Genomic DNA, 23,900 nt, shown 5'->3' with positions numbered 1-23,900 from the left:
CTCCCTTTATATTTTAGTAACTTTCAAGAATTATAGCAACTTTTTTCGCTCATCTTTTTTGCATCAAGAAAGAAGAGACAGCTTACATACTGTCTCTCTGTGTTTTTGTAATCAAAATCTCCCGTGCACGGCTTCCATTCTGCCCAGAAATAATTCCTCTTTGTTCTAATGAGTCAATCAGTCTTGCTGCACGGTTATAGCCTATTTTAAAATGTCTTTGCAAGGAAGACGTGCTTGCACTATTCTGTTGTAATACAAAATCGATGGCAGCATCTAAGAGGTCATCCTCCTCTTCATCTATCTGTATTTGTTCTAACAATTCTTCCTGTTCAAACAGATACTGCGGCTCAGCCATTGATTTTGCATAGCTTGCAACGCGTTCTATTTCTTCATCAGATACAAACGGTCCTTGTAAACGAACGCTTTTACCGGCGCCATTCTCCACAAGAAGCATATCCCCTCTACCAAGTAATTTTTCTGCACCGCTGGAATCAATAATGGTTCGGGAATCTACTTGAGAAGATACACTGAATGCAATTCTTGTAGGAATATTTGCTTTAATCAAACCTGTAATAACATCCACCGATGGGCGTTGTGTTGCAAGCAGAAGATGAATACCGCATGCTCTTGCTTTCTGAGCGATTCTGCTGATAGCATCTTCCACATCCTGCGGAGACATCATCATCAGATCTGCTAATTCATCAATGACAATAACAATAAACGGCATTTTTTTATCTGTTCTTCCTTCACGAACCACTTTTTCGTTATACCTTCCTATGTCTCTTACACCTTCACGTACAAAACGGTCATAACGGTCCTCCATTTCTGCTACAGCCCATTTAAGACTTTGTGTAGCAGCTTTGACATCTGTAATAACAGGCGAAACAAGGTGAGGTATACCATTATATGGAGCAAGCTCAACCATTTTCGGATCAATTAAAAGAATCCTTACATCCTCATGACTGGCATTGTAAATTAAGCTCACCAGGATTGTATTGATACAGACACTTTTACCGGAACCGGTAGCCCCTGCAATCAAACCGTGCGGCATCTTATTAATGTCAATTACTTTAGGCATTCCTTCAATCGTGAGACCCAGAGCTACACTTAATGGAGACCGGCTGTCTTTAAAATCATCGGATTCAATAATACGCTGAATACCAACCATTTCAGGATGAAGGTTAGGAACCTCAATGCCCACAGTATTTTTACCTGGAATAGGTGCCTCAATCCGGATATCCTTCGCAGACATATTCAATTTTAAATCATCTGCTAAATTTTTTATTTTACTAACCTTTACACCCATCTCCGGCTGCACCTCAAAGCGTGTTACAGACGGACCCTGTGTTGCTTTGACTACCTTTGCCTTTACCTGGAAATGCTTCAACGTTTCCTCCAGAAGATTTTGCTGCTCTTCCAGCCATTCTTCATCCTCCTCTGTGGATTTAACAGGAGGATCATTTAATAAATGTAAAGGAACATCTCTAGTTTTTTGCTCTTGGGGTGTACCAGTAAATGTATTAGCCGTTGCTGAGTTATCAACATGTACTTTACTGATTTTTTCTTCAGCTTTACGCAGCTCCCCTTCCCGCTTTTGATGCGCTTCCTGCAATCGCTGAAATGTTTCTTCACGTTTTTTCTGTTCATGTAAATTCTTTTTATCCCGCGGCGTCATCATTACATTAAAAGCCGTTGCAGTATTGGTTTGTTTATTGTAATCAGTTGTTTGGCTGCCGGCTGTCGTATGAATCGGATTTCTTTTTTGGGATTGGACATTCTCTTCCTGTCTGGAAGGTGTTTCCCGCTCAGCTATTTCTTTTATTTTTGTCTCTGTATCCTCTTCGGTATTGATTTCCGGCTCTTCTTCTTTCATTTCCTCTAATTCCGTTTTCTCTATTGAATTATCCTTCTGATAATTGTCTGATTTACTTTCTTCTTTAAGTAAATCAGCTTGATTTTCCTCAGACTGATATACTGCACTATTTGATGACAGCAGTATTTCCTGCTCTTCCGCCAGTGCTTCAGAATGGGCAGCTGCATCCTCTATAGCAGCGGCTATTTCATGATCTGTTTGATACTTCGCTTCTTTCCTCTGATAAGCAGGCACTTCATGGAGTAATTTAGACTCTCTTGACTGAAAACCATAAATCGGGGATGGCACCTCAGTTGGCTGAAAAGGGACATCCGGATTTTTCTTATATACTTTTCTGCCCGGTTTATCTTCTTCCCGCGATACCTTGCGTACGTGCAGCGAAGATTCTTTTCTTCTTTGATTTGGCAATGTACGGAGATTCTTTGCGTTTTTATCTGAAATGGTTTCTTTTCTTTGCCTGTTCTCTCTATGTCCGCTGCTCTCCCTGATTTGCCTTCTTTCTCTTCTTTCCTGTACGATTTCTTGATTTCTTCTTTTATAGCTTGGTTGTTTGTCAATTGTCTGTTCTTTCTTTTGGTCAACAGTATCAGGAATTACCGGAAACTTAAATGTTCGTCCGGAAGGATAATGGTATGTCATTTTTGTCTGGATATTTGGTTGTTTTTCAGAGTCTTCCACTTCAACCTCAATTAATTCTTCTACTTCCACTTCTTTTGTAAATATGTTTTTGAGCCGTTCTTTCCATTGCTCCCACCACATATGCATTCACTCATTTCCTTAATTGTTCATACTGTTTATTTTAGCAGTTTTTTACGGGTATTTACATTATTCCTGCGATAAAGTTTACCTGTTAAAAAATCCCCTGCCGGCACAAGGGATTTGTAAGTTAAAATGTAAATTCTTCACCAATCTGATAGGCATTGTCTAATACGTAAATACCTTTTTCCTGCGGTGCATTTGGTAAGCCCAGTTCTTTTTGCGAACAAACCATTCCATTGGAAGGTACGCCTCTTAATTCAGATGCTTTTATTTTCATACCGCTTGGCATTGTCGCTCCTACTTTGGCTACAACAACCTTTTGGCCTTCATCAATATTAGGAGCACCACAAACGATTTGTAAGGTTTCTTCTCCAACATCAATTTGACATACACTTAATTTATCCGCATTTTCATGAGCCTGCTTTGACTTAACAAATCCTACTACAAATTTCGGACGCAAATCAAATTCAAGGGGGTCATCTATTCCTTTTTGTTGGAAAAGTGTACGAATTTCTGCTAAAAACTCCTCTGTTAAAGGAATGGCACCACTTTTTCCATCTAAATTAAAGTATGTGGAAGCCCGGAAAATATTATATCCAAGCACCTCCCCTTCTGTTGAAGTTATTTTTGTAATATCATCATTTGTTTCTTCCTTTAATTCGTATCGATTTCCATCTTTAATAGGGATAATCAATACATCTCCAATTCCCTCGCGGTTATAAAAAACATCCATTACATTCACTCCTAATTTTTCTCAGGTCTATTTTTTGCCAATATAAATACCGGCTCTAATTTTTTATTTTCATAAACAAATGGCAAAGAAGTAATTGGAATTCTTCCATCTGCAAAAAACTTCATGGTCATCTGTGCTAAAATATCATATCCTGTTTTATTTTGAATATCACCTAAAATAAGAACATCCTGATGCGGCACAGCAACGGTCAATTCCCCTTTTGCATTCGCAAGCATTTCTTCTAAAAATGCTTCATTAAGAATACGGCTTGCATCATAACCATCCTGTGTCGCGAGAAAATAAAAATCATTTCCCGCTACCTGGTCTACTTTGGGCTGATAGGATAAGGAACGAATATTAAATGCCGCTATTTCATCCAGTCTTTCCTTCGTCCATTCTTCTTCCCCTAATAATTCTTCATCTATAAGACGATAGGACTTCCCTAAATCAAGTGCATAGAAAACCCTTGTTTCCGCAGTATGGTCTTTAAAAATAAGCTTCTTTCCAGCCTTTGTTTCCGTTGGGAAGGAAGGAGAACGCAGTACTGGAAAGATCTGCTTCTCCATTCCTTTCAAATGCTGTGTCTGATTCATGATTTTCAACGCTTCGTTGACATGCTCCACCATTTCATCGACAGCTTCCATGCCCCGCTCATTATATTTAACAATTAAATTAGGAAGGGAAACGGTCATGCCCTCTTTTGATTCCTTCCACTCAATCCGCACTGCATCATCATCACGCTTGTACACAATCCGATAATCGGGATTTTTCAATTTATCCTCCAGCAGATGCTTCATCTTGATGCTGGTCATTTTTGCCATGAAAATGCCTCCCTGCCTATTTAGCTAACCCGTCTAAAAAGGATTCAATTTCTTCTTGTGTTTTCCGGTCTTTACTCACAAATCTGCCTAGTTCTTCCCCTTTTTCAAACGCCAGAAAACTTGGAATACCGTAAATATCATATTCCTGGCAAAGCTCGATAAAATTATCCCGATTTACTTCTACAAATTGAAATTGCGAATAATTCTCTTCAATTTCAGGCAAGACCGGTTCAATCACACGACAATCCGGACACCAGCCCGCAGTAAATAAAAAAACAACAGGTCCTTCTTTAATATACACATTAAATTCCTCTGTATTTTGTAATTCTTTCATTTTTATACACCCTTTCTCTTTCTCTATAATAGCTTGCTGCCCATTTTCTTTCAATCAAGTTACCTTGTTTCATCTTTCCCTAAAGAAAATCTGTTTAGAAACTGTTCCGAATTACACTACGCCAGTTACATTAATTACCATAGGTTGTTATTTCTCCTTCTAAACAAATAACATTTTCACAAAAAGCCTTTTCTCACAAGTAATCAAATAACTTAACAATATTAAAAAAAACATTTACTATAAAGATAACATTGATTGGGAGGGATTGGAATGAATTTAACTGTTTATCTGGCTGGACAAATTCATGATAATTGGAGAGATGAGGTTAAAAAGCTTGCCGAGGAAAAAAAGCTTCCTTTGACATTTGTTTCTCCACAGACAAATCATGATCGTTCCGATGATATCGGCGAAGCAATTTTAGGAAAGCAGCCTGGTAATTTTTATCGCGATGATGCTGCTTCCAGCGTTAATAACTTCCGGACACAGGTCTTAATGCAGAAATCAGATATTGTTATTGCGCTTTTTGGAGAAGAGTACAAGCAATGGAATACTGCCATGGATGCAAGCACTGCTATAGCTTTAGGAAAACCGACGATTATTATTCGCCCGGAGAAATTAATTCATCCTTTAAAAGAGCTTTCAAATAAAGCAAATATTACGGTAGAATCTGTAGAGCAGGCTTTAGATGTTATTGCTTATATTTACGAATAATAAAATTCTGGTGATTAATAAAAAAACAGGCTCAAGGGCCTGTTTTTTTATTGTTACCTATTTATTCGCAAAATCAAGCTGTCCTTTAAGCAGCTGCACGACATGCGTAAACATATCTTCTCTTGACACAAGGTTATTCGTAAAAATACCAATCGCACCTTCATGACTGCGGACGTTTTCTTTTTTTGTATATGCGTCCATCACAATACTTAATTCCCCAGCTGTTTTAAGCTCATTTTCAATTTCTTTTGGAAGAGCTATTCTTGCTCCGCTGGCTGTAAATAGTTCTCCATCATCTGTAGCCAGTGCTCCCCAGTTACAGAGGAATAATGTATCATCTACATACATTACTCCTCCTTCCAGTCCGATTCCAATGGCACCGCTACTGCTCGCAGCACATGCCTTTGCACGATTAATCGCGCCGGCCCGTGTTTCTTCATCTGAAAAAGGCTGAACAGATACACTGGAAGGCACATCAAGTGAGCTTACTTCAAATCCCTGAAATACATTTTTAACTGCCTCTACTTTTGTCGGATTTTTTGATCCTATAATAACAGTTTCTTGCATACTATCAGCTTTGCTTTAACCCGGAAACAACTGTCTCATCAGTTGTTTTAACGAGTTTAACAATTAATTCTTTTGCAGCTGCATAATCATCTACATGAATGATGGATGCCGATGTATGAATATATCTTGAGCAGATTCCGACAACTGCTGAAGGAACTCCATCGCCTGATAAATGGACACGGCCTGCATCCGTACCACCTGGTGAAATAAAGTATTGATAAGGAATATCATTCGATTCTGCTGTATCAAGAACAAATTCACGCATACCTTTATGTGTAATCATTGTGCGGTCAAAGATGCGCAATAACGCTCCTTCTCCTAATTGTCCAAATGCTTTCTTATCTCCTGAAGCGTCGTTTGCCGGCGAAGCATCCAAAGCATAAAAAATATCAGGCTTTATCATATTTGCCGCTACCTGTGATCCGCGTAATCCGACTTCCTCCTGTACAGTTGCACCAGAATAAAGCTGATTTGGAAGAGTTTCTCCCTGCAGTTCTTTTAAAAGCTCAATTGCCAATCCACAGCCATAACGGTTATCCCAAGCTTTTGCCAGGATTTTCTTCTCGTTAGCCATCGGTTCAAATGGTGTGATTGGAACAATAGTATCTCCCGGACGGACACCAATACGTGCTACATCCTCTTTATCATCCGCTCCGATATCAATTAACATATTTTTTATCTCCATCGGTTTACCGCGTTGTGTATCTGTCAGTAAGTGTGGCGGAATAGACCCGATAACTCCAGTAACCGGTCCATTTTTTGTCATCACCTGAACACGCTGAGCCAGCATAACCTGACTCCACCAGCCGCCTAAAGTCTGGAAGCGGAGCATTCCGTTATCTGTAATCTGTGTCACCATAAAACCGACCTCATCCATATGGCCGGCTACCATTACCGTAGGTCCTTTACCATTTCTTACGCCAAACACTCCACCTAAATTATCCTGGACAATTTCATCCGAGTATTTTTCCAGTTCCTGTTTCATAAAATGACGAACGGCATGCTCATTACCTGGCGCGCCCTGTAATTCAGTTAAATTCTTAAATAATGTAAGCGTTTCTTTATTCATTAAAAAGCCTCCTAAGTATATTACTGCATCGACTAAAAAACTATCTTAGAGGATGTTCGAAAAAGGTCAATAAAAATGACACTGCGAATTTCTTCGTTGATTCACTATTAACACTACCGCAAGTATACTCGAAAAAGTAAAACTCTTTCCAGTATTTATGTTCAATTGTTTGTATTTCTCCGCAAAATTACGATATACTACACATATAGCAGACATTGAATCTTACTAAAACAGAGGTGAATAAATTGAGCAAAAAAAAGGTATTACTTGCAGCAGCACTCGGTATTGCTATCGGATATATTGCGCGTGAACAAGTAAGTAATCAAACAAAAATCACTCCAGAAAAAGCATTGAATCATGCAAAAGAAATGTTTAAACGTAATGGACCTATCAGCGGCTCCTGGATTTACATGAAACCGGAAGAATTAGAAAGAAACGGTCTGCTTTACGATGTGTACCGCGGTGGAGTAACCAGAAATATTGATGGTACTAACAAGCAATTTGATTTCTACGTAGACATAGAAACCGGCGCTGTTATAGATACAGAAGCAGCCGTTTAATACAATGCTTATTCAGGGCAGCCCTCTCATTTTGAGATTGCTGCTCTTTTTATTTCCCACTTTCCAAAATGATTCCTTTTATTCATAGGTGTAACGCACGCGCTCTACCTGATTTATTTTTTCTCCTGATTCATTAAACTTGACCGCCCGGAAATACGCATCATGATAAAAAGTGAACCACGCATTCTCTTTATACCCCTGTTCCATCCAGTATTCCTTTTGCAATACGGATTGAACCGGATAATCGTCATATGCAAGAACCCAGAGCTTGTTTTGATGCGCATGTGTCGGCATAATATCTGCCATATGTAAAAAGCTCTCCTTTTCACCCTGGAACCGGATAATAGCGTGTCCATCACTATGCCCTCCCGTATGAACCATCGTTAACCCCGGCAAAATTTCCACTTTCTCTTTAAAGGGATGAACCTGTTCTCTAATCGGCTTCCAATTTTTCTCCCAGTAAGTATTTACAGACCGGATATTAGGATGCCTCATCTCGTCCCACTCGACCTGAGAAACATAAATTTTTGCTTTTTTAAACACGGATTCATATTTACCCTCATCAGTAAGCTTTGTTAAACCATTCGCATGATCATAATGGAGATGTGTCATTAATACAATGTCAATGTCATCGACGGTAAATCCCAATTCCAGTAAAGATGCCTCTAATTTGGTTTCTTCCAATACACCGAAATTCCTTTTCTGCTTATCTGATAGTTTATTCCATCCAATTCCTGAATCAATTAATAAATAAGAGCCATCCAGCTCAATTAATATAGGATCTGTACGCAGCTCAATTTGATTTTTTTCGTTATTTGGATATTTTTTCTCCCACAACGCTTTTGGAACCACACCGAACATCGATCCGCCATCCAGATGTGTTACACCTCCGTTCAGCCAAGTGAGTTTCGCCCTGCCAACCTGTAAAGTTTCCATCTTTACCCTCCCTTTTCTTATAAGTTTATCTGATAAAACAACATCTTGCAATCGCTGTCATTAGAACTGAAAATCCGATTTTAAAACACAGAGAGCTGGTTACCATTTGCTTGGCAGCAATCTTTCTACGGATAGGCAGACATCAGGATTAATCTATTGTTAGCAGACTTTCCTTTTAATCATTGATTATTTTCATTACAGGCAGAAATATGGATAAGAAAAACCAAGAAAATCACTTGGTCTTTAAAATACTGGGGTTCTAGCCAAGGAGATGTCCGCTGTGGGAAGTCGCTTTCCGCGGGCAACGCCTCAGCCTCCTCAGAAGAAGACCACTTCTTGCGGGGTCTTCACCTGTTGCTTTTCCCGCAGGAGTCGACTTCCCTTCGCTCCCATCTAAGAAGAAATAAGTTTTATTTACTTTTTCACAAAGAAATAAAGCTAATTTTAGCGACGGTTTTCGATGGGGCGAGTAATCGCAGTCCCAGAAGAAATACACGGAGACTCCTGTGGGAATGCGCAGTGGGAAGACCCCGCAGAAAAAAAGTGCTCTTCTTTTTTTCTAGGAGATGAGCTCGGGGCCCACGGAAAGCGTAGTGTATTTCTGGGGTTGCGATTACTCACCCCATGAAACCCGTTGCAGCGGCTGACTTCAGCATTTTTATATACTTTCTTATCTTTTAAAAAAATATATTTTAATCCTCCCACAAAAAAAATGTGGCAAATTTATGAACTATCTGCTATGATTGTTAACGAATTCACATTCTTTTTCTTGTGAATTAAATCACATATATAAATGGAGGTATTAACATGAAGGAAAAAAGCTCAGCGATTATGATTGGAATTATTGTTCTTGCTGCTTTTATCATTCCATTTACACTTCTTAAAGGAGTTGAAAAATGGTATGGAAGCTTTCTTTTTTGGTTGATATTAACCTTAATTGTAATCGTATGCAATACAATGCTGACAAAAGATTGGAGCAATGAGGAATGAATGTATCGCTTATTTGGTGGGGGTTAGGAATTTATATTGCTGTATCTGTTTTTATCGCTTTTTTGTCACGAACCGGCAAGCAGACAAATATGGGAGCTTATTTCCTGGGAGACCGTAAAATGGGCGGTTTTGTTTCTGCACTAAGCTACAGTGCTACTACATATAGCGCGTTTATGCTGGTCGGATTAGCAGGGCTTACCTATCGTGGAGGTGTCGGGGCGCTCGGCTTCGAGTTAATTTATTTAATGGGTGTATCGTTAATCGCATTTTTTGGTCCCCGTTTTTGGATTGTGGGTAAAAAATATGGATATATTACACCTTCTGAAATGATTGGTGATCGTTATCAAAGTAAAGCTGTGGCCATTGCAATTGCTATTAGTAACTGTCTTTTTCTGATTCCATATAGTGCCGTACAGCTGGCTGGGGTAGGTTATTTATTACAGGGTGTATCCAATCAGCAGATTTCTTTCAGTACCGGGGTAATTATCGCTGTTATTTTAGCAATTGTATTTGCTTATATAGCCGGGATGCGTTCCGTTGCCTGGACAGATTCCTTGCAATCGCTATTTATGATTATCGGGTCCACTTTGGTTGTCCTCTTTCTAATTCATGAGTTAGGCGGGTTCACTGGATTCTTTCAACAGCTGGAAACCAGTCATCCAGAAATGCTGGCGGTGCCTGGTAATGGATATTTCAGCTTTTTAACATTTATCGGATTAACCATACCCTGGTTTTTCTTCAGCATTTCCAATCCGCAGGTCAGTCAGCGTCTATTTATGCCGGCTTCTTTAAAAAGCATGCGGCATATGCTGCTGGGCTTTATGATATTTGGATTAATTTATACCTTTGTATCTATCTTCTGGGGTTATTCCGCTTTCTTACTGGAGCCGGGCCTGGACAATCCTGATTTAGCAACGCCTGTTGTACTGTCTTCATCAGCGATACCGCCTGTTCTGGCTGTTATTGTAATGGTAGGTATTATTGCCGCCGCTGTTTCAACGATTGATTCTATACTGCTTACATTATCTTCTATGTTTGCAAAAGATGTATATGGAAATATTCGCAAGAATACCACAGATCGTGTCCAGCTTAAAATTGGAAAATTTATTATTCCTGTTATTGCTTTGTTAGCTTATTTATTCGCAGAACTGCAGTTAGATTTGATCGCCGTATTATCTGTGGCTTCTTCTGCAGGCTTAATCGTCGTTGTTCCGGCAATTATTGGCGCTTTCTTTTGGAAAAGAGGAACAGCAGCTGCTGTATTAGCTAGTACCATCATCCCCGGCGCCCTTGTTCTGATTTTAGAGCTGCTGCAGGCAAAACCGTTTGGACTGGCTTCTGGCCTATGGGGACTTATTCTATCAATATTACTGTTCATCTTTGTTAGTTTATTCACAAATGCTCCAACGCAAAAGGCAAATGAATTTATTGATTATATAAAGAAAAACCTTCAAAATAAAAAATAAAATTTATAAAAAAATCGTGTAGATAGAGTTACCTACACGATTTTTATGTTAATGAAGAAAGCATTTGACGCTGCTGCTTCTTAACAATTTTCATTTGTTCATCTATTTGCATCTGCAGATCTTGCGGAATTTGCTCCTGTTTGCTTTGCTGTAAAGTATGGTAGGTCTCCTCATACCTTTCATACATATAATATAGATTTTCTAATTCATGACGAGATAAAAAACGTACCAAATGAATACTCCCCCTTCTTTATATATAGTATTACTACTATATACAAAACAAAGGATAACTATACCCGTTTTCCTGATATTGACAAGCAAAAAATTTATCACTGGTAACCTTCTTTTATATAAAGAACTCAACTTTAGCACCTGAGAATAAACATCTATACCTTACTATTCCAGGATAAGCATGCTCTTCATTGTCCTGCTTGCATTTTGTCACCTTTTTATTGAATGGGGATTGTGTATAGCGAATGAATGAAATCATAGCCTGATGAAGTTGGATGAAATCATTACTTTTGCTTGATGGAAAGATCATTTTAGCATTTCAAATGATTGAATTGGCAATTTAATTGATAATACGGCATGAATAGTAAATATCAGGAATAGCTTCCATGAACAGAAAGTAATCGTGAGGGGCATTTTTATGTTCACCAGGAAAAAGATTTTCTTTACTGGTCTAATTTCTATTGGCCGAGTTGTATTAAATAGTATAGAACATCCTTCTAGCGGAGGCGGACCGTTTTGACTCCTAAGGGATTAGCATCATCTGAAGATCCACTTTTGCCAAGTGCTCTTCTTGGCAAAAGTTAACTGAAGAGCATGCCCCTAGGAAAGCAAAACGGTCCGCCGCAGCGGTAGCCTCACACGTTATCTTCTTTTTGGCTAGAGTTTATGCTTTGTCAAGAGTTAAGTGGAAGGAACGATCAACACATGTCCCCATGATAAGCAAGTTATTTTTTAAGGTGCGAAAGTTGAGTAAAGAAGGAGAAAAATTTCCTCGAAATAAGATCACAAATTATATTTCCTTAGCACAAGAAGGGGGATTGTGACATCACAATCCCCCTTCGTCTTATATTTACTCTTTACACTTAATCCTCTGCATGTAACCCTTTTTTACGGACATATTTTTCCAGTTTATCCAGTTCATAAAAAAGTTCCACAATACTATTCGCAACAGGAAAGACATAATGCCATTTTTCATAGTCTGTGCCTTGCAATGCGTCAATTAAATTATTAATCGTTACACCCATCGCCTGCTTTGTCTCTTTTTGCAAATCTCTATCCAAAACAATACGATCCTCATACATCAGAAAGACATTTTCACTATAATTATTGATTTCGCTAACCAGCTTTTTAATTAAGAAAGATTTGCCGGCTGCCATCTGTTCAATTTCTTTCAAATTCTTTTCCAGCTCAACAATCAATGTATGCTTTTTTCGCAATACCTGTATCATTTGTTTATAGATTACAATACTCCGAAAAAAAGCTCTGCGTTTTCGAATAAACAATCTATTTTTCTCATCCGTAATAATATCAAAATAATCTCTTATTTTGTTTATTTGCTTCTCCACTTTTCTTTCTTCGTCACGAATTTGCGGTACACTCATTGTGTTGCTCGGAATAACCCGCAATAGAAAATGAGAGCTCTCACTGGCTTCCTTAATCATCTGGAACAGAATCTTTTGATGATTCGGGGGATTTACAAATACATTAACAATAAAAGCAGAAACTACCCCAATCGCTACCAGAGATACACGGGATAAAATATAAAAGAAATTAATATGATCTCCGTGACTTGCTACCATCATACTAACAATGGTTAAAACCGTTAAATTAATTGTTTTGGTCAATCCCAGCTTAATATTGATTGCAATAGATAAAATAACAACTGCCCCGACTGAGATTGGATGACTGCCAAGTAAAAACACTCCTATGATGGCAAGCGTAGCTCCGACAGAGTTTCCAATAACCACTTCTTTAATATAATTAAATGAGCGCATAATAGACGGCTGCATTGCTATGACAGATGCAATCGCTGCGATAACAGCATATTCCATATCAAAAAAACTTGTAATTAATAATGTTAACGTTACTGCCAGCCCTGTTTTTAACATCCTGGGGCCTATATTAAATTCCATTCACCTGCACCTCTCTAGAAGTAGTATACAGCTTTCCTTCATGCGTGTCACGGAAATAAAATACCGTTTTTTCTTATGAATTTGAAAATAAAGCAGTTCAAATACATCTACCTTCTTATTCATTTAATAAGCTTTACAAACTGAATCTCTGGCCTCCGCTGCCAAAAATTCAGTCTGTAAAGCATAATTGCCTGTACTCAGATGTTTTTATTGCTAACTCAGAAATTATTATTTTCAATTACAAACCTTTTAACTGCATACATTTTCAGGTGAATATCATAGCTGGATGGACAGGTATTTCACCTCAACATACTCATCAATTCCGTGATGACCGCCTTCCCGGCCAAGTCCGCTCTCTTTAAAGCCTCCAAATGGAGCTTGCGCTGTAGATGGGCCTCCATCATTAATACCGACAATCCCATACTCTAATTGTTCACTGACTTCAATCGCATCCGTAAGATTCTCCGTAAATAAATATGCGGCTAATCCATAAGGAGTATTGTTAGCCCGGGCAATAACCTCTTCCTTGGATTCAAAAGTAGTAATTGGAGCCAGGGGACCAAAGGTTTCTTCATGCATACACAGCATTTCATCGTTCACGTTGGTTAATACAACCGGGCTAAAAAATAAACCATCATTTGTATTTTCATCACCTAACAGTTTTTTGGCTCCTTTGTTTAGAGCATCCTTAATATGATGCTGCACTTTTTCAACTGCAGACTGATCAATTAAAGGGCCAATCTCTACTCCTTCTTCTAGACCATTTCCTACTTTTAGCTGAGCGACTTTTTCCGCAAAAGCCTTTGCAAACTTCGATTCAATAGACTCATGAACATAAATTCTGTTGGCACAGACGCAGGTTTGCCCCGCATTACGATATTTAGAAGCAATCGCTCCATTCACAGCTTTTTCAATATCTGCATCCTTCATAACAATCAATGGTGCAAGACCGCCGAGCTCCAGAGAAATCTTTTTCACTGTATCAGCAGATTTCCGCATTAATAATTTTCCTACCTCTGTCGAGCCTGTAAATGATATTTTCCGAACCCGTGTATCCTCCATCCAGGCATCACTAATTTCACTGGAACTTCCTGTTACAATTTGAAGCACGCCCTCCGGAATTCCTGCTTCTATCGCAAGCTCACGCAGACGAATTGCTGTTAAAGGTGTAGCGCTCGCCGGTTTTACAACTGCCGTACATCCTGCTGCCAGCGCTGGTGCAACCTTGCGGGTAATCATTGCGGCTGGAAAATTCCATGGTGTAATCGCTGCAATGACACCAACAGGCTGACGGGTTACAACGATTCGTTTATCCCTCGCTGTCGCAGGAATCGTTTCGCCATAGAGCCTTTTCCCTTCTTCTGCGTACCAGGCAATAAAGCTGTTGGCATATTGAATCTCTCCTGCTGCTTCTTTTACAGGTTTTCCTTGTTCCATCGTCATAATTTCAGCTAATTCTGATTCATGCTGTTCAATAAGTTCATGCCATTTATCTAATAAAGCACTTCTTTCATAGACGGATTGCTTCGACCACTCCTGAAAGGCCTGATGTGCTTTATCAACTGCTTGCCCTGCCTCCTTCTTACCGCCCTTTAAGACTGTATCTACTACCTCGCCTGTTGCCGGATTCGTTACCTTAATAACTTCTTTACTATTTGTCATTAGAATACCCTCCAACTTTTATGATATGTTTCACTCTACCCCCAATTATACATTTTGAAATCATCAATTCCATCTATTTGAATGAATACAAGCTGATAAAATACGATTCCTCGCCATTCATTTTTTATTTTTTAACAACTCCACTTTCGCACCTAGGAATAAGTATCTATACCTTCCTATTCCATGATGAATATGTTCTTCATTATTCTGCTTGCATTTTGTTACCTTTTTATTGAAAGAAGATTGTGTATAGCGCCGCTCTGACCATCCACTACGCTTTCCATGGGGACGGCTTCAGCTAACTTGAAAAGAAAACCGCTTTTCAAGTGGATCTTCAGCCCGCCCTGCGATGCACAAATGTTTTTGATGGGGCGAGTAATCGCAAAAGCTCTTCGGTGGGACGAGTAATCGCAGTCCCAGTCCCAGGACGTGCAAGTGCAGGCGTTGTGACAACGCTTTTCGATGGGGTGAGTAATCGCAACCCCAGGAGTCACGGGTTTAGCCTGCGAACCACTACTTAGGAGTCTTCGTGGTTGGTCTGCGCTCAGTTAGGCTTCTACAGCGAATGAAAGAAACCATATCCTGCTTTTTTTATACTTTGTTACTCTTCTAAAAAACTCCCTGACAAAAATTATTGTCCGGGAGTTTTTATAATTACTATTTAGCTGCATAGCTGCGGATATGATCTTTAACACCGGCTAAGCAGATTTTTGCCGGGTCTTCATCAATATTCAGCTGCTTCTCACTGCCGTCTGTCGGGAGTGATTCTTCAAATACTTTCTCATATGCTGCTACAGAAACACATTCTCTATTTGCAAACATTGCTTGATGCTCTGCTGTTTGCAGATGCTCTTTATAACCTGGCTGAAGTTTGCCGGAGAAGAATTCACCGACAGCACCTGAACCATAGCTGTACAAACCGATGGTATCCCCTTCTTTTAATTCACCCTGATTCTCTAATAATGAAATCAGACTGAGATAAAGAGAGCCAGTGTAGATATTTCCTACATTACGATTATATTTAGTACTGATTTGATAATTATTTTTTAATCTTTCCTGGACTTTCTCAGGTGCATCTTCAATCACTGTACGCAGTGCTTTCCAGCCCATTTTTGTATATGGTAAGTGAAAAGCTATTGCAGCAAAATCCTCTAAGCTTCTTCCTGTCTGCTCTTGATAGTCTTTCCATACTTTTTGGAAAAAGGCGATATATTGCTCATTGGAGTACTTTCCATCCACATAAGCTGTTGTTGAATATACCGGTCTCCAAAAATCCATAATATCCTCTGTATAATAAGTGCTTTCACTTTCCAGCTCCAGTAATCTTGGAGAAGCACTTACTAAAATAGCAACTGCACCGGCGCCTTGAGTTGATTCACCAGGTGTATTCAAACCATAACGCGCAATATCAGAAGCTAATACAAGAACTTTTTTATCCGGGTGAAGCGCAATATGTCCTTTTGCCATTTGAATTCCTGCTGTTGCACCGTAGCATGCCTGTTTCAACTCAACAGCTCGCGCCCTTGGATTCAAGCCTAACAATTGATGTATATAAACAGCAGCTGATTTGGAATGATCTACCCCGGATTCTGTTCCAAAAATAACTAAATCGATTTTCTCTTTATCTTCATCATTTAAAATCTGATCTGCTGCATTAGCTGCTAAAGAAACCGGATCTTGTGTCACCGGCGGAACAGCCATTTCATCCTGGCCCAGACCAATGGTAAATTTACCCGGATCAATTCCTCGTGCTTTTGCTAAATCTTTCATATCTACATACAGGTGTGGTGCATAAAACCCCAGTTTATCAATTCCAATCTTCACTACTATTCCTACCCTTCCTCTTGCTATAATTAAGGCTGTTTTAGAAAATCACGTATTCTACCATTTCCAGAAAATCGAGATTTTTTATACTTGATACAGTAAAATTCCCTTGATATATAAAATAAAATCACATCAGAAAAAAGCTTTTTATATTTCCTTTGCAAAATATATCTTAATTATCCAGTCGACAATTCAAAACAATTATTATCGAAAAATACAATAATTAAATGATAATACAAGGATTGTTTAAATAGCAAACAAAATAGCGTCTTTTGTCTTTATAAAGGGTTCATAAACAGTCCATTTATTTAACGATTATTTCTGTTTTACTGTAGCCTTCTTTTGTTTTATGAACTTCTATCGCTGCCGGAAATACATCCTTCAGCTCCTGCACATGCGAAATGACGCCTATCATTCTTCCGGACTGCTGCAGCTGAATAAGTGCATCAATCGCTTTACGCAAGGATTCTTCATCCAATGATCCAAAGCCTTCATCAATAAACATTGTCTGAATAACGATATTGCCCTGGAAGCTTTGAATGACATCACTCATTCCAAGCGCGAGGCAAAGAGAAGCATGGAATTTTTCTCCTCCGGATAAGGTTTTCACATCTCTGGTCTGTCCTGTATATTGATCATAGACATCTAATCCCAGTCCGCTCTGTTTTCCACGCGATTCCTGCCGGTCACTTCTCGTCAGATAGAATTGCCCATTGGAAAGATCATTCAGGCGCAGATTTGCTGCCTCGATAATTTGTTCTAAATACTCCATCTGCAGATACCGCTCAAAAGAAACCTTTTTGGGATTTTGTCCCCGCAAAGTATCATATAAATCTGTTATTACCATCCGCTGCTTCTCCACATCAGCAGATTGAAAATTGAATTCCTGTAACTGCGTCATATAAAATGTCATATCTTTCTTTTCCTGCTGCAGCTGCTGCAGCTGTTCAAGACTGGACTTTGTTTCTTGTTTCCATTTATCTAAGACAGCTTCTATTTCAGACAGATCTTGTTTTGATTTTCCTTCTAATTTTTTCTCAAGCTCAGAAATTTGTTTTTCTAACTGATAGCCCTGTTTTTCATAATCGGTAAGTCTTTGTCTGACAGACTGATAAGCTGCTTCGTCCCATTTCGCTTCTTGATATGCCTGCTTTGTAAAACCGGACTGCTCTAATTTTTCTTGAAAAGTTTTCTCCAAGCCATCCATTTTCTGTTTCCATTTTGCCTGATTTTCTCTCAAATGATGCACATCAGCAGTCCATTTTGTAAACGCCTCATGTACTTTTCTGTAATTATCCTGTACATCTATCCAGCGCTGCTCCAGTTGTTGTTTTTTTGTTCTTAAACCGCTTATCTCTGCTTCTAAATCAGTAAGAACACGTAAATTTTCCGGAATCTGCATGTACTGCTGCTGATAAACAGCCTGCTTACTTTGATATTCGGATTGAAGCTGACTGACCTGATTCTGCTGTTTATTAACAGCTGTTTCGCTCTGTTTCTGTTCCTGCCGCATACTTACTAATTCTTTTTTACATTCGGATAAACGGACTTTAGATTGCTCCAGATGGCTCTCTTCCGCTTTTTTTTGTTTTCCTTTTTCAACGATTTCCTGATACCTTTGTTCGGGATCAGAAAATTCCAATTCATGCTGCGTGAGCTCCTGTTCTAATTCTCTTCCTTCAGATTGATAAGCCCTTATATTTGCTGTCTGCTCCCGCCAAATAGATTCTTTTTCATCCATTAGCTTTTTCGCCCGTTCCAGTTCTTCTTTACTGACTTCTGCTTCCTTCGTTGCTGCCGGCGAGGGGTGATCTAAACTGCCGCAGACCGGGCAGGGCTCTCCACCATGTAAATGAACAGCCAATACATGTGCCTGGTTAGCAAACCAGGCATGTTCCAACCGGTTATAACTTTCTTTCTCCTTCAGATAAACAGCTTCTTTATCCTTCAGGGCAGCCTTCCCTGTTTGGATCTGTACTACTTTTTCTTTATATTTTTTCATCAGCATTGCCTGCTCACGCAGTATTCTTAATTCTTCCTTTACTTCCTCCAGCTTGTCTTTATCTTTATCTAATAGCTGTTCTTCTTTTTCTAAGCGGTCAATTTGTTGACTCTGGGCTTTACGGAACCCTGTTAATTTTTCCAGCTGCTCCTCGTCCCTCTTTAAACGCCCCGCCAGATTCTGAATCTCCTTTTTCTTTGCTTCTAACTCTTTTACAACGGGCAAAAACCCTTCTAAACGGTTTACTTCTATCGAGACTTTTTCACGCTCGCCGGCATTTTCCTGCTCCTTTTTATAGGTATCTTCTGCCTGCTGCTTTTGCTTTTCCATTTCATTTCGTTTTGCTTCCAGCATTTGCAACGCCTGATTACCTTCCTGAAATTCCTTCCTTGCTTCATTTCGCTGTTGTTCATAAGGTATAATTAATTTCGCCTGTTCAGCAGCATATAATCCTTCTTTTAAGGCCGCCATTTCTTGCGCTTGATCTTTCCATGCTGTGAGATTCTTCTGATATATTTCTAATTCTGAAAAGTATTCATTAATCTGTTTCACTTGGTATAATTGATTTTGTGCAAAATCCTGCTGTTTTACCGCTTCTTTATAATAGGAATCTGCTTTTTCAATCACTTCTTTATTCTTTGCCAGCTCTGACTCTAAAGCTTCAATAATTTGACCTGCATTAACATGCTCCCTGCCCGCCAATTCATGTATATCAGAATCATCCGCGAGCTCCAAAGAGAAAATTTGGGCACGCAGCTGCTCCATCCGATTTAAAATACGCTGATTTTCCTGCTCTAATTTTGCTTTCTTCTCTTTAAGCAGTTCATTCATATATTTATAATGCTCTGTTTTGAACAATCGCCTTAAGATTTCTTCTTTGTTTTCTGTACCGGAAGTAAGCAGTTTGCGAAATTCCCCTTGTGGCAGCATAACAATTTGTTTAAATTGATCTGGTGTCAAGCCGATAATCTCTTCTATTCTTTGATCAATTTCACTTACCATCTGTCTGTCCACACAAGGTGATTCTCCCTCTTCACGCACTTCGTAAAATTCACATTTATCACCTGTTTTGCTCTTATTGCCATTCTTCACATGACCGAGCTGACGAAAAATACGGTATGTTTTATCCTGTATTTGAAAAACAAGCTCAGCCGATGTATGTATGTCTTCATCTGCAAAGTCACTGCGCAGCATGCGTTGATCTTCGCGGTCGGATCCGCTGGCTTTCCCATATAATGCAAAAGCTATTCCGTCAAATAACGTAGTCTTCCCTGCCCCTGTTTTTCCTGAAATCACAAAAAGGGTATTTCCCCGGAGCTCTTCAAAATCAATGATTTCTTTTTCTTTATAAGGTCCAAAAGCATTTAATGTTAGTTGTAATGGCCGCATTCTCTTTTCACCTGCTTTTATCTGGATACTTTCCGTTCACTGGCTGCATCCTGAATTTCTTGAAATAATTCATTCATTATTTGATTAATTTCTTCTGTTGCTTCCTTCTCCGTTACTTCCCGGTAAAATGAATCAAATAATTCCATTTCACTTAAACTCGTCTTAGGAGCCTGATTGTCTGTTTGGTTATTTGCAGCTATTGTTGTTCTGATTCTTTCGACATGCATGGCATTTGGAAAGATAGAACGTACCTTTTCCATTGGGGATAATATTGGCAGCTCATCCAGTAGTTGCACAAATACATAATCTTCACTTCGGGGCTGTTTATAAATATCCTCCATTTTCATTTTTAACGAACGAATTTCCCGTTTAGGAATAAGGAGTTTCTTCTCCACCTGAATATCTCCTTTTTCATCCAGCTCCACGACTAAATATCCTTTTTGATGATGCTCCTCTGATAAGGAATATTTCAGTATCGAGCCGGAGTAGCGGATTTTTTCTTCCAATACATGATGAGCCTGGTGAAGATGCCCCAGAGCTGTATAATGAAAATCTTTAAACAGATGTGCATCCACATGCTCTGCTCCGCCGATGGACAACGGCCGTTCTGAATCACTTGTATTTTCCTCTGTCTCTCCAAAAGGAGTTACAAAAGCATGTCCAACAAAAACATGGCGCGCTGCTTTATCCATATCTTCTTTTATCCGGTTAACTAAAAAAGCATTCGCATCCTGATGATTGCGTATATCCTCTTCTTGAAACAAGGCTTTCACCACACTTGGATCGGCATACGGAATGAGATGAAAATGAACTTCCCCAAATTCATCTGAAAGAATAACCGGTTTTAGATTTTCCGACAGCTGTCCGATAATATGGTAGCCATTTTCCTTCATCAGGCGACTGCCAAAATGAAGCCTGCCTGGACTGTCATGATTGCCCGCAATCGCTAAGACAGGAATACCTAATTGATTAATAATCCGGTCCAATGTTCTATCTAATAAATCAACTGCTTCTACAGGAGGCACAGCGCGATCGTATAAATCTCCGGCAATAATAACCGCATCTGGACGCTCTTTTTCAACCATTTCAACAAATTGATCCAGAATAAACTCCTGGTCTTCCGTCATATACACTCCTTGAACCAGTTTACCTAAATGCCAATCTGCTGTATGAATTAATTTCATTTTGACCCCTCCCAATAAACAAAAACTTCCTTTCACACTATTTCCGCTTTATACTGCTTTACTTAACTGTCTGACAAAGACTGGTTGCCTCTGACAGCAATACGCTGTTTTTATAATAAACCTTCTTTTTCGATTAAGTAGCTATATGGAATATCAAAAAATATATATCGTTCCTGTGATAACGGATAAGCATAAGTTCTAATAAGCTCTGAACGTTCAATATCTGTATATAAATCAGATAATATTCCTTTTTTCTCTATATTCATCCGCATAATATTTTCGAAAAAATACGGACGCCAGCTCCAATTTTTATGTATTCCCTCTTGTAATAATGTCCAATTCCCCTGATTATCCTTTTCTACGTTTGCGGATACTTGTAATCCAACACTATTACAGATATATATACGAAATACAAAATCTTCACAGCCTTTAGCAAGCTTTAATAACCAGGCATCATCGTTTCCTGGTTTCACCTGCGTTAGAAGCCCGTTAATGGTTCCATGAACTAAGTCTAATAATTCAAATTGTGCTTTTGCCTTCTGCTGCTCATAAGTCACGAATTCTCTAAAATACTCGGTTAATTTACTTTTACAGCAATCTTCCTCAATAAAATTCTGCTGCGGGTTAGTCAGATAACTACCTTGATAATATTCTCCCCCGCTTTTCCATGCAAAGTTCAATTGATTATAAGAACGTATCCCTTTAAATAATAAAGATGCACCTATTTTTCTGGATAGCATCGATACACCGAAATAAACATCCTTATATAAATGCGGCAGCAAATCATCCTTTAAAAAAGATGTGTCTACTTTTATAAAAGAAGGATGTAAGATAGCTAATTGATTTAAACTGCCGCTCGGGTAAGCTAATTCAATACTGATTTTAACACCTAAAGTTTTTAAATATTTAATGATATGATTTAGCTGGTCCATATTATCGGTCAGAGAGATATCTTTAATTTCCAGAATAATTTTATTCAGATCTAATCCTTTATCCTGATAATCATGTAATAAATCAATGAAGGTTTCTCCGTTATCACGAACGAGTAATTCCACATCATAATAAAAGGAAAGGTATCCCGAATAATTTTCCTGTAATTTCTTTTCAATCGCTTTTTGATGAATGTATTGATGTACTTCCAGACGAAATTCATCCGGGATAGAAGTATCGTCGAAGAGCCAATCCAAACGCTGCTTTCTGTCATTTTCATCTAAAAAATAAGCAATTACTTCATAACCGCTGATTAACTGTTTGTCTGCACGAATAATTGGCTTATAATAAGGAAGTAATTGTTCTAAATCTATTAAAATATCTAGTGGATCCATACTGACTCCCCTTTCATGTCATTATATCATATTCCATTTTAAACCTTTTTGCGCATTTTTTTATACGGATATTTTTTCATGTTTCTTTAATAATAACAAAATAATAAAGTGAAGCCTTCATCCAAAGTTTTTATTATCGTGAATTATGTTTTAATTGTCCAAAATTTCCAACAGACCGTTGGAAAGTCTTTACTACCATTTTTTATTATTGTCAAGTTTTTCCCGACATTTTTCGACATTTTTCAAAAATATGTAGAAGTTTTCATGAACATTTTGTGAAGTGTTTCTCAATGTCTTGTAATTTCTTTACATCAGTATTAATATTATGTCTGCTATAGAGTTATACTAAATTAATTGTGTGTTCAATAATCGATAGAACATTTTTTCGGTTTCCTTTGAACAACCTTTTAATAAAGTGAAACTTCATTCAGCAGGGATGAAATTCTTGCTGAATGATAGTTGAACCAATCGGGCCGTTACTGGCTGTTTGAACTCCCATATAAAGTATTTAATTTTTCTCAATTCTTGAAGTGGGACTCTTACAGCCAGTTACACTGCGATAAAAAACAGACAATCTTATACACAATCAAGGGAAGGGGTATTAACATGAAGTTAAAGTGGGCCTATTTAGCATTTTTAACAGGTATTGCCGGATTACTGGCAGGCTGTGAACCATTACTCGTACTTAATCCAAAGGGTCCCCAGGCAGAGACAACTGCAAATGTGATTTGGTTATCCATCTTTACAATGTCTTTCATTGTAGTTGCTGTCCTAGTAATGCTAGCAGTTATTTTATTTAAATATAGAGCATCAAAACAAGATCCTGATTATGAACCTCCGCATATTGAAGGCAATAAATATGTGGAAGGGATTATCGTCACAATTCCAATTCTAATTGTTGCTTTTTTATCTGTTGTCTCCACTATTTCAACACATCAAGTGGAAAGTCCTCCAGAAGGATATTCTGAAGATGAGCCGGTTGTTATCTACGCATCATCTTCTAACTGGAAATGGCATTTCAGTTATCCGGAGCAGGATATTGAAACAGTAAATTATGTTTTCATTCCAACAAATCAAAATGTGGAATTCCGCTTATATTCTCACGGCACGATTTCAAGCTTCTGGATTCCGCAGCTTGCAGGGCAGAAATATGCAATGGCTGATATGACAAACTACATGAATGTTGTCGCAGAGGAACCTGGAGAATATATGGGAAGAAACTCTAACTTTAATGGAGAAGGTTTTGCAGAGAATGAATTTACAGTAACTGCACTTCCTCCAAGTGAATTTGATTCTTGGGTCGAAGATATTCATAATACTGCCGATCCGCTTACAGAAGAAAAATTTGAAGAATTATTAGAGCCTGGACATTTAGGACAAATGACTTTCACAGGTACGCATTTGGAATTCAAACCTGCGCCTGAAGGAGAAAACAGTCCTCATGATCACGGAGGTTCCTCAGATTCAGAAGAGAACGGCGGTCATCACCATCACTAGTCATTTATTTGACGAAGCAGTACACTTCCCGAGTGTGCCTGAATATTTCTAAGC

At 38.6% G+C, this 23,900-nt stretch carries 19 protein-coding genes; 5 read left to right on the top strand and 14 right to left on the bottom strand.

The window, feature by feature from the left end; all coding sequences use genetic code 11:
* Positions 1–82: 82 nt before the first annotated feature.
* The 4 genes from IEX29_RS18785 to IEX29_RS18770 all read right to left on the bottom strand — a co-directional run bounded on the left by IEX29_RS18785 (position 83) and on the right by IEX29_RS18770 (position 4,520).
* Positions 83–2,638, bottom strand: a complete 2,556-nt coding sequence (locus tag IEX29_RS18785) for a DNA translocase FtsK (RefSeq protein WP_229720292.1) — start codon at positions 2,636–2,638, stop codon at positions 83–85.
* A gap of 121 nt (positions 2,639–2,759) precedes the next feature.
* Positions 2,760–3,365, bottom strand: a complete 606-nt coding sequence (ytpR, locus tag IEX29_RS18780; RefSeq protein WP_188736162.1) for a YtpR family tRNA-binding protein — start codon at positions 3,363–3,365, stop codon at positions 2,760–2,762.
* An 11-nt stretch (positions 3,366–3,376) separates the two neighbouring features.
* Complete coding sequence (locus IEX29_RS18775; protein WP_188736160.1) at positions 3,377–4,186, bottom strand: DUF1444 domain-containing protein; 810 nt, start codon at positions 4,184–4,186, stop codon at positions 3,377–3,379.
* A 16-nt stretch (positions 4,187–4,202) separates the two neighbouring features.
* The gene (locus IEX29_RS18770; protein WP_188736158.1) at positions 4,203–4,520 is read right to left on the bottom strand and encodes a thioredoxin family protein; all 318 of its coding nucleotides are present in this window, start codon (positions 4,518–4,520) and stop codon (positions 4,203–4,205) included.
* A gap of 270 nt (positions 4,521–4,790) precedes the next feature.
* Here IEX29_RS18770 and IEX29_RS18765 point away from each other — a divergent pair, with 270 nt between their 5' ends.
* Entirely contained in the window at positions 4,791–5,231 is a 441-nt protein-coding gene (locus IEX29_RS18765) for a YtoQ family protein (protein WP_188736156.1), read from the top strand.
* Between the two features lie 57 nt (positions 5,232–5,288).
* Here the strand turns inward: IEX29_RS18765 and IEX29_RS18760 are convergent, their stop codons facing one another.
* Positions 5,289–5,798 carry a DUF84 family protein gene (locus IEX29_RS18760; protein WP_188736154.1) on the bottom strand — a complete coding sequence of 170 codons (510 nt, stop codon included), beginning with the start codon at positions 5,796–5,798 and terminating at the stop codon, positions 5,289–5,291.
* A gap of 4 nt (positions 5,799–5,802) precedes the next feature.
* A complete protein-coding gene (locus IEX29_RS18755) occupies positions 5,803–6,867 on the bottom strand; it encodes a M42 family metallopeptidase (protein WP_188736152.1) in 1,065 nt (354 codons plus the stop codon).
* A gap of 245 nt (positions 6,868–7,112) precedes the next feature.
* Between IEX29_RS18755 and IEX29_RS18750 the strand changes: the two genes are divergently transcribed.
* Positions 7,113–7,427, top strand: a complete 315-nt coding sequence (locus tag IEX29_RS18750) for a PepSY domain-containing protein (protein WP_077600895.1) — start codon at positions 7,113–7,115, stop codon at positions 7,425–7,427.
* Between the two features lie 78 nt (positions 7,428–7,505).
* Here IEX29_RS18750 and IEX29_RS18745 read toward each other — a convergent pair whose 3' ends face one another.
* Positions 7,506–8,363 (bottom strand): YtnP family quorum-quenching lactonase, encoded by an 858-nt coding sequence (locus tag IEX29_RS18745; protein WP_188736150.1) that lies wholly within the window; start codon positions 8,361–8,363, stop codon positions 7,506–7,508.
* An 807-nt stretch (positions 8,364–9,170) separates the two neighbouring features.
* On the opposite strand from IEX29_RS18745, the gene IEX29_RS18740 reads away from it, so the two are divergent.
* Both IEX29_RS18740 and IEX29_RS18735 read left to right on the top strand, forming a co-directional pair.
* A complete protein-coding gene (locus tag IEX29_RS18740; protein ID WP_188736148.1) occupies positions 9,171–9,353 on the top strand; it encodes a hypothetical protein in 183 nt (60 codons plus the stop codon).
* Complete coding sequence (locus IEX29_RS18735; protein WP_188736146.1) at positions 9,350–10,819, top strand: sodium:solute symporter family protein; 1,470 nt, start codon at positions 9,350–9,352, stop codon at positions 10,817–10,819. The genes IEX29_RS18740 and IEX29_RS18735 overlap by 4 nt, the downstream gene beginning before the upstream one ends.
* Positions 10,820–10,862: 43 nt before the next feature.
* On the opposite strand, the gene IEX29_RS18730 is transcribed toward IEX29_RS18735, so the two are convergent.
* The 7 genes from IEX29_RS18730 to IEX29_RS18700 all read right to left on the bottom strand — a co-directional run bounded on the left by IEX29_RS18730 (position 10,863) and on the right by IEX29_RS18700 (position 22,349).
* Positions 10,863–11,051 (bottom strand): hypothetical protein, encoded by a 189-nt coding sequence (locus tag IEX29_RS18730; RefSeq protein WP_188736144.1) that lies wholly within the window; start codon positions 11,049–11,051, stop codon positions 10,863–10,865.
* 862 nt (positions 11,052–11,913) lie between these two features.
* A complete protein-coding gene (locus IEX29_RS18725) occupies positions 11,914–12,963 on the bottom strand; it encodes an FUSC family protein (protein ID WP_188736142.1) in 1,050 nt (349 codons plus the stop codon).
* 276 nt (positions 12,964–13,239) lie between these two features.
* Complete coding sequence (locus tag IEX29_RS18720) at positions 13,240–14,625, bottom strand: NAD-dependent succinate-semialdehyde dehydrogenase (RefSeq protein ID WP_188736140.1); 1,386 nt, start codon at positions 14,623–14,625, stop codon at positions 13,240–13,242.
* A gap of 657 nt (positions 14,626–15,282) precedes the next feature.
* On the bottom strand, positions 15,283–16,449 hold the full coding sequence (locus IEX29_RS18715; RefSeq protein ID WP_188736138.1) for a hydroxymethylglutaryl-CoA synthase: 1,167 nt from the start codon (positions 16,447–16,449) through the stop codon (positions 15,283–15,285).
* Between the two features lie 304 nt (positions 16,450–16,753).
* The gene (locus tag IEX29_RS18710) at positions 16,754–19,840 is read right to left on the bottom strand and encodes an AAA family ATPase (protein WP_188736136.1); all 3,087 of its coding nucleotides are present in this window, start codon (positions 19,838–19,840) and stop codon (positions 16,754–16,756) included.
* A 17-nt stretch (positions 19,841–19,857) separates the two neighbouring features.
* Positions 19,858–21,024: an exonuclease SbcCD subunit D gene (locus IEX29_RS18705; RefSeq protein ID WP_188736134.1), complete on the bottom strand. Its 1,167-nt coding sequence runs from the start codon at positions 21,022–21,024 to the stop codon at positions 19,858–19,860.
* 110 nt (positions 21,025–21,134) lie between these two features.
* Positions 21,135–22,349, bottom strand: a complete 1,215-nt coding sequence (locus tag IEX29_RS18700; RefSeq protein ID WP_188736132.1) for an EAL domain-containing protein — start codon at positions 22,347–22,349, stop codon at positions 21,135–21,137.
* 606 nt (positions 22,350–22,955) lie between these two features.
* Between IEX29_RS18700 and qoxA the strand changes: the two genes are divergently transcribed.
* Positions 22,956–23,846 (top strand): cytochrome aa3 quinol oxidase subunit II, encoded by an 891-nt coding sequence (gene qoxA / locus IEX29_RS18695; RefSeq protein WP_188736131.1) that lies wholly within the window; start codon positions 22,956–22,958, stop codon positions 23,844–23,846.
* Positions 23,847–23,900: the final 54 nt, after the last annotated feature.

Source organism: Oceanobacillus neutriphilus, assembly GCF_014645515.1.
Lineage (GTDB): Bacteria > Bacillota > Bacilli > Bacillales > Amphibacillaceae > Oceanobacillus > Oceanobacillus neutriphilus.
Note: the sequence above shows the minus strand (reverse complement) of the source record. Positions and strands in the feature narration are given on the sequence as shown.

Coding starts and splice junctions, on each gene's coding strand:
- qoxA (WP_188736131.1), top strand. CDS start 22,956: ATGAAGTTAAAGTGGGCCTATTTAGCATTTTTAACAGGTATTGCCGGA.
- IEX29_RS18785 (WP_229720292.1), bottom strand. CDS start 2,638: ATGCATATGTGGTGGGAGCAATGGAAAGAACGGCTCAAAAACATATTT.
- IEX29_RS18710 (WP_188736136.1), bottom strand. CDS start 19,840: ATGCGGCCATTACAACTAACATTAAATGCTTTTGGACCTTATAAAGAA.
- IEX29_RS18735 (WP_188736146.1), top strand. CDS start 9,350: ATGAATGTATCGCTTATTTGGTGGGGGTTAGGAATTTATATTGCTGTA.
- IEX29_RS18700 (WP_188736132.1), bottom strand. CDS start 22,349: ATGGATCCACTAGATATTTTAATAGATTTAGAACAATTACTTCCTTAT.
- IEX29_RS18745 (WP_188736150.1), bottom strand. CDS start 8,363: ATGGAAACTTTACAGGTTGGCAGGGCGAAACTCACTTGGCTGAACGGA.
- IEX29_RS18725 (WP_188736142.1), bottom strand. CDS start 12,963: ATGGAATTTAATATAGGCCCCAGGATGTTAAAAACAGGGCTGGCAGTA.
- IEX29_RS18765 (WP_188736156.1), top strand. CDS start 4,791: ATGAATTTAACTGTTTATCTGGCTGGACAAATTCATGATAATTGGAGA.
- IEX29_RS18770 (WP_188736158.1), bottom strand. CDS start 4,520: ATGAAAGAATTACAAAATACAGAGGAATTTAATGTGTATATTAAAGAA.
- IEX29_RS18755 (WP_188736152.1), bottom strand. CDS start 6,867: ATGAATAAAGAAACGCTTACATTATTTAAGAATTTAACTGAATTACAG.
- IEX29_RS18760 (WP_188736154.1), bottom strand. CDS start 5,798: ATGCAAGAAACTGTTATTATAGGATCAAAAAATCCGACAAAAGTAGAG.
- IEX29_RS18705 (WP_188736134.1), bottom strand. CDS start 21,024: ATGAAATTAATTCATACAGCAGATTGGCATTTAGGTAAACTGGTTCAA.
- ytpR (WP_188736162.1), bottom strand. CDS start 3,365: ATGGATGTTTTTTATAACCGCGAGGGAATTGGAGATGTATTGATTATC.
- IEX29_RS18720 (WP_188736140.1), bottom strand. CDS start 14,625: ATGACAAATAGTAAAGAAGTTATTAAGGTAACGAATCCGGCAACAGGC.
- IEX29_RS18775 (WP_188736160.1), bottom strand. CDS start 4,186: ATGGCAAAAATGACCAGCATCAAGATGAAGCATCTGCTGGAGGATAAA.
- IEX29_RS18740 (WP_188736148.1), top strand. CDS start 9,171: ATGAAGGAAAAAAGCTCAGCGATTATGATTGGAATTATTGTTCTTGCT.